Genomic DNA, 6,232 nt, shown 5'->3' on the forward strand with positions numbered 1-6,232 from the left:
TCGGCGGAAGAGAACTTCCAGTTCTTCTCGGGGTTCTCGATGCGCTCGAGAAAGCGCTTCTTCTGCTCTTTCTTCGAGACGTGAAGGAAAAACTTGCGGACCACGACGCCGTTTGCCGAAAGATATCGCTCGAACCAGCGGATGTCCCTCAGGCGTTCTTTCCAGATGTCCTTCGTGAGAAGCGAAGGCGGGAGCTTCTGCTTGTGAAGCAGGTCTTCGTGGACCCTTACCACGAGCACCTCTTCGTAATAGGAGCGATTGAAGATACCGATCCGTCCCCGCTCGGGGAGGTGCTTCTGGCAGCGCCAGAGGTAGTCGTGGTCGAGGTCTTCGGCGGACGGCGCTTTGAAGGAAGCGACCTGGCAACCCTGGGGATTGACGCCCGACATCACGTGCTTGATGGCTCCGTCTTTGCCGGCGGCGTCCATCGCCTGGAAGACGAGGAGCAACGCCCAGCGGTCCTGGGCGTAGAGCATGTCCTGAAGCTCGGCGAGCGCGTCGATCCCCGTTTGGAGAGCTTCCTTGGCGCGTGGCTTGTCCTCGGCGTCTAGGTCGCCGATATCGTTCGGGTCGACATCCTTGAGCCGAAACTTGTCTCCGTCGGTTACGCGGTAGGGCCGCGAGAATTTCTTGGCGCGTTCGACGATGTCTTCGAGTTTGTTGCCCAACTGGACCTACCTTTCTTCCTTGTGCCCGCCACGGCCTTGAACACGCTAGTGAGTCCTCTTGCCCGGGAAATGCGATTCCCCTCGAAGCACGGCGTCGACCGCGGTTAGAAGGTCCGTGGCAATCCGGCTCTTGGCCACCATTCCCTCAGCCCCGGCTTCCATGGCCAACCGGACGACGGAGGGATCGTCGTAAACGGCGAGCAGGATCAACTTCAACCCCGGGCAGCAGCATCGAAGTTGGGCGGTCATACCATGGACGTCCCCTCCGGCGAGCGCCATATCCACGATCGCCAGGCGAGGTTCGAGTCTCTGCGCACTTTCGCACAAGGATCTCATGTCCGCCACCATGATCACGGCGTCGAACGCTGTCTCGAGCAGCGATCGAATTCCCTCCGCGAGGCCGTGGTGGGGGGCCGCGAGGAGCACAGAGGAAGTCTCGGAGGTCACGTGTCGAGGCTATCGGAGACCGCATCCCGACGGAACTCGTAAAACTACGAGGGGAAGACGGAAAGATTACTTGTCTTGTTACCTACCGCCTTCGGCCGCCTCCGCGCCGAGCGCCGCCGCCCGCGCGGTAGCTTCCCGCCGAACTGGTGCTACTGCTCCGATAGGAGCTATAGTCTCGCGTTCTCTGTGAGCCCTCCGCGCGCGTCGAGTAATCGCGCTGGAGTTGGCCGTAGGTCGAAGAATCTACGGACCGAGTCGACGAGCGCGTTGTCGATGGCGTCGCTCGCTCAGACGGCGTGGCCCTCTGAGACGGCGTGGCACGCGGAGGAGGGTCGACGTTGTTCCAGTTTCCGTTGTCGTGCTTTTGCCAGTTGCCGTCTTGCCTGCGATACACGTTTCCGTCGCGGCCGGCATAGACGTTTCCGCCTTCGCCGACGGCCACGGCCCCTCCGCCGGCGCCCCGCCGGCTCGCCATGGCGCCCTCATCCGTCCGCGTTACCCGACTCGTCGTTCCCGTCGCCCGGTTGGTATATCGCGCCGTCTGAGCCCAGTCGTCGCCGCGCTGGACCGAGGTCGAACCCCAGCTTCCGTATACGTTGGATCCCTGCCGCGTCCGTCCATAGGCACCCGTTCTGGGATTCCAGGCCTCGGCGACGCCGCGCGATCCGTAGGGGCCCCAGGCGGAAGCCCCTCGGGCGTACGTACCGGTGCGCGGATTGTAGCGAGCACCGGCGCCGGCTCCGCCGTAAGGACCGTAGGCCCTGACACCCCGGCCGTACCCCCCGGTCCAGGGGTTATACCAGGCGCTGTATCCGTAAGTCGGATATCGGGGGTAGTAGACGGGATAATAACCGCCCCAGCCGATGTACGGAGGGTAGTACCAGCCGCTTCCCCAGACCGCGCACCCCCAGGCGATCATGAGCCCGGTGTAGCCCGCCACGACCGCAAACGTCGCCCACTCGTCGCTATCGTCGTCGTCTTCGACGGTGACGTAGGTGACGTGGTGCTGAGAGGAGCTCGCGGGAATGTTGTAGATCTCCTTCGGGACGTTGGTCTCGACCTCCCAGGGTCCGTTCGGGGCCTTCGAGGAGAACCAGACGCCGTTGTAGCACATGTAGTACATGTCGCCGATCTTGAAGATATCTTTGTCGGTATTGACCGCGCTGTGCACTGGAGCCGCCTTGGGCACGGGCTCGAATTGAGGCTCACCCTGGTAAGTGACGGGAGGTGCCTTCAGCTCTTTGATGTTGACGCGCGCCGTTTCCGGAATCTGCGCGAGCAGCACGGCCTCGGCCGCTTGCCGAGTTCCCGGAATCGCGGCGAGAACGCGTGAGCGCGGATGCTCGAGGGGTATCTTCTGGAAATCCTCGGGGAGCGTCGGGGTCGCGAAAGTCCAAGGGCCGGTGAAGTCGGAGGCCGAGAACCATCGGCCGGCGACTACGTAGTAGACCGCTCCAGCCTTCCCCATGCGGAAGACGTCGCTTTCCGTATTGCTGACCCACAGGATCTGCGTGCCTTCTACTGCCTCGTACTTGGGTTCGCCCTCGAGCAGAATCATCTCCGCCGGTAAGAAGCTCAGGAAGACTTTGGGAGTCCTCTTGGGATCGAGCTTCTTTCCCGGAAGCGAGGCCTTGACTTCCTTCCAGTTCTCCTCGTCGGGAAGCTTCGCGAAGCTTCCCGGAAGATCGCCCGCGGGCGCCCACGGGCCCTTCACGTCGGATGCCTTGAGCCAGGACTCATCGTTCCGAAGATAGAAGGTCTTCGACGGTCCGTGCTCGAAGAGGTCCCAGTTGGTATTGACCGCGAAGCGAAGGTCGTTCTCGGCGATGGGGCTCCAGATGGCCTCGCCGTCGACGTTCACCAGGATCGCCTCCGTGGTGCTGTAGAAGATCGTGGGGGGGTCGGCCTTGACTCCCTCGACCTCCTGGGGAAGGATGGGGCTCGTCTCGACGGCGGCCATCAAGCGGTCGAGAGCGATGACCCTTTCCTTCTCCGGGATAGAGTCTCGGATGAAGGTCGTGACCTCGCCAGTCTGCTCACGGGTGAGAGTGGGGAAGTGGGTCTCCGTGAGCTCGATCGCCCCAAAGCGAACGAGCCGCTCGGCGAGGGAGACGCTGGTATCGGTCTCCAGCTTGATCGAGCCGAGGGCGGGCTTGTCCGCTCCCGGGGCACCGTAGGAGACGGCGCTGTACGCCACGAGACTCTTCTGCCGGTCCCAGCTCGCCGCCTGAGGCTGATAGATGACGACGCTTCCGCCACCCGACATCGTGTAGGTCTTGGGCCATCCGCCGTCGACCTCTTCCTGCTCTCCCGCTTCGGGTGCGGGCGCGGTCTGAGCCGGCAGGAGGGGAGCCATCTCCGAAAACAGGAGACTCCCCGCCGTAAGGATCGCCATGGAGGCTTTTCCGGGGCTCGATTCGGTTCTCATGATACGTCCTTTCTCGACGAGCGGAGCCTACCCGTGCCGCACCGCCGCCCGATGCCGTCGATGTCGCCAGGGACACTATACGCCGCAATCGACGTTCCGGGATCATGAGGGGCGGACGACCGGTAAATTCTTTTTGCATTCCCGGTAGTTTTACGAGTTCCCGCTACCGTGTCCTCGTCGCCACGCTGAGTGATTCGGGAATGGAGGCTCCTGCGCGCGAAGAAGGCCGAGAAACGAAACCGGCGCCATCATCGGTGGTATAAACGAAACCTGGAGGATTGCATGTCGAGACTTATCCTAGCGGCCTTCCTGCTGGCTTCACTCTCCTTCGCGCAGGAAGGTCCCGATTTCAGCGGGAATTGGACGGTGGATGCCGACAAGAGCGATGACGGCGAGGCTCTCATTCTTGGCGGCTTCGGTGATCCCAATCGAATGAAACCTGAGGACCGCCGCACAGCGGAGAGGCTCATCGAGCTCGTGCGCTCCCTAGACGCCATCGAGATCCGCCAGGGGCCTGGCGACATCCGTCTATACGACGAGGCCGACAACGTCCGCATTTATTACATCGACGGAAAGAAACATACCCGGGAGACCCCCTGGGGCGACAGGCTCGAGACGGTGACGAAGTGGGAGGCGAGCGAGCTCCACGTGCGCACCGACGGCAAGGACCTCGGCGAGATCGAGGAGATCTACGCGATGGAGGCCGGCCAGCTGGTCTACACCGTCAAGGTGCTGCTCGGCGACGCCAAGGACGAGGTCGCGATCCGGACGTACTATTCTCGAGCGGAATAATCGAACCTTCGCCAATCGTGGATCGGGTCAGTCTCGACGGCGGATGCTCGTGAGCCGAATGGGCTCGGTTCCGAAGTTCTCGATCATGAGCGTCTTCTTCTCCTGATCGACGACGAGTCGAACGGCCATCGCGAGCTGGCCTTCACCCTTTCCCTCCTGGTCGACGTCCATCACGATGAGAGTCATGTCGTAGTCCCTCCACCGAGGCTGATTCGCCGCCTCCCAGAAAGAGATCGGCCGATCCATGGCCAGGACGAGGCGTCGCTTCCCATCGACGTCCATCTGCCGGGCATAACGCAGCCTCTCGCTCGGGAACGTCGTGAGCTGAGCGCCTCGCCCGGTGAGGCGGACGAAGCCGGTCTCCTCCTGCTTCTGCAGCGCCCCTACGAGCCCCTCCTGGCCCTTCTCGATCAGCGTCGCGAAGAGCGCGTTGCGCTCTTCATCGGTGGTCCACCGAGTGACGTTGATCTGGAGCGTCGTCGACACGCCGGGTGGAAGCACCGGGGGATTGGTCGTTCCCATCGCGACGGCGAACGCCTCGTAGGTTTCTCGAAACTTCTCCTGTCCCGCTTCGGTGACGCCCCCGGAGGGCGCGATTACCAGGATCAGGGCGAGTCCCGCGGCGTAAGCGCTCCTTCTTCTCATGGTCATGTCTGGTTTCCTCCTTGGAAATAGTTGTACTCCATCGGGCGCCGCACGCGAACAGACGGCTGGAATCGAAAGAGGAATTATACGCAGTCGCCTTCTTCTGGGGGTGGGCCTCAAGGACCCCCGCATGAAAGCCCTGTGGAATTTTGCGCAACGCGCTGCGCCACACGGCGCATCACAATGCCTCTTGGAGCCCTCACCACGCCGAACTAGGCGAAAACAAATGCGCCAGTGGATGGCATGGATTTTTCTAAAGGTAGGGTAAGGGAGGGAAGATGCCCAAGGTTCTCGTTCTTGGAGGTAATTTCGGTGGGCTGACGGCGGCGCTGTCGATCAAGGACCAACTGGAATCCGATGTCGACGTCACCGTGATTTCGGCTTCCGATCAGTTCTTGTTCAACCCTTCGCTGATCTGGATGCCGTTTGGCAAGCGGACGACCGAGCAGATTACCTTTCCCCTGGAGCCGACCTACACCGAGGCGGGCGTCGAATTCGTGCATGCTGCCGCCGACACGATCGAGCCGGAGCGAAAGAAGGTGACTGCGGGCGGCAAGGAGTACGACTACGACTACCTCGTGATCGCGACAGGCTACCGCAACGACTTCGACGTCGTCGAGGGCCTCGGCCCTGGCGGATACGCCAACACCATCACCACTCTCGGTGACGCCCAGCAGGCCGCTGAGGCCTGGAAGCACTATCTGAAACACCCGGGCGACATGGTTGTCGCCGCGACCCAGGGAGCGGGGTGCTTCGGTGCGGCTTATGAGTTCCTGTTCAACGCGAGCTACCAGTTGAAAAAGGCCGGTCTGAAGGGCAAGGTCAAGGTCACCTACGTCACCAGCGAGCCGTTTCTCGGCCATTTCGGCATCGGTGGAATGCCGGGTGGTGAAACGTTGCTCAAGATGTTCCTGAAGAAAGAAAAGATCGATTACGTGACCAACATGGCCCTCGACTACGTGGACAAAGATCACGTGAAGCTGGCGGATGGCCGGGAGATTCCGTACAAGTACGCGATGATTGTCCCCCCGTTCCTGGGCCAGGACGTCATCCGCGACACGCCGGGCATCGGGGACGCCAAGGGCTACGCCCCGGTGCGCGACAGCTATCAAACGAAGCAATACGACGAGGTCTATGCCGTCGGGATCGCGGCAGGCATCCCGCTGCCCTGGACCACGCCGACTCCCACGGGCATGCCCAAGACCGGTTTCCCCACGGAGAAGATGGCCCACGTGGCGGCTCACAACATCGT

Annotated in this window: 6 protein-coding genes; 2 read left to right on the forward strand and 4 right to left on the reverse strand. The window is 62.1% G+C overall.

Annotated elements, in window-relative coordinates; all coding sequences use genetic code 11:
* From VEK15_14565 to VEK15_14575, 3 genes are all read right to left on the reverse strand, one after another.
* On the reverse strand, positions 1-668 hold a 668-nt coding region (locus VEK15_14565; protein HXV61917.1), incomplete at its 3' end, for a PPK2 family polyphosphate kinase.
* 45 nt (positions 669-713) lie between these two features.
* Positions 714-1,094 (reverse strand): response regulator, encoded by a 381-nt coding sequence (locus tag VEK15_14570; GenBank protein HXV61918.1) that lies wholly within the window; start codon positions 1,092-1,094, stop codon positions 714-716.
* Between the two features lie 103 nt (positions 1,095-1,197).
* Positions 1,198-3,543: a hypothetical protein gene (locus tag VEK15_14575; GenBank protein HXV61919.1), complete on the reverse strand. Its 2,346-nt coding sequence runs from the start codon at positions 3,541-3,543 to the stop codon at positions 1,198-1,200.
* Between the two features lie 282 nt (positions 3,544-3,825).
* On the opposite strand from VEK15_14575, the gene VEK15_14580 reads away from it, so the two are divergent.
* On the forward strand, positions 3,826-4,335 hold the full coding sequence (locus tag VEK15_14580; GenBank protein HXV61920.1) for a hypothetical protein: 510 nt from the start codon (positions 3,826-3,828) through the stop codon (positions 4,333-4,335).
* A 27-nt stretch (positions 4,336-4,362) separates the two neighbouring features.
* On the opposite strand, the gene VEK15_14585 is transcribed toward VEK15_14580, so the two are convergent.
* Positions 4,363-4,986, reverse strand: coding sequence for a hypothetical protein (locus VEK15_14585; protein HXV61921.1), 624 nt, complete (start codon positions 4,984-4,986; stop codon positions 4,363-4,365).
* A 272-nt stretch (positions 4,987-5,258) separates the two neighbouring features.
* On the opposite strand from VEK15_14585, the gene VEK15_14590 reads away from it, so the two are divergent.
* On the forward strand, positions 5,259-6,232 hold a 974-nt coding region (locus VEK15_14590), incomplete at its 3' end, for an FAD/NAD(P)-binding oxidoreductase (GenBank protein ID HXV61922.1).

Source organism: Vicinamibacteria bacterium, assembly GCA_035620555.1.
Classification (GTDB): domain Bacteria; phylum Acidobacteriota; class Vicinamibacteria; order Marinacidobacterales; family SMYC01; genus DASPGQ01.

Coding starts and splice junctions, on each gene's coding strand:
- VEK15_14575 (HXV61919.1), bottom strand. CDS start 3,543: ATGAGAACCGAATCGAGCCCCGGAAAAGCCTCCATGGCGATCCTTACG.
- VEK15_14580 (HXV61920.1), top strand. CDS start 3,826: ATGTCGAGACTTATCCTAGCGGCCTTCCTGCTGGCTTCACTCTCCTTC.
- VEK15_14585 (HXV61921.1), bottom strand. CDS start 4,986: ATGACCATGAGAAGAAGGAGCGCTTACGCCGCGGGACTCGCCCTGATC.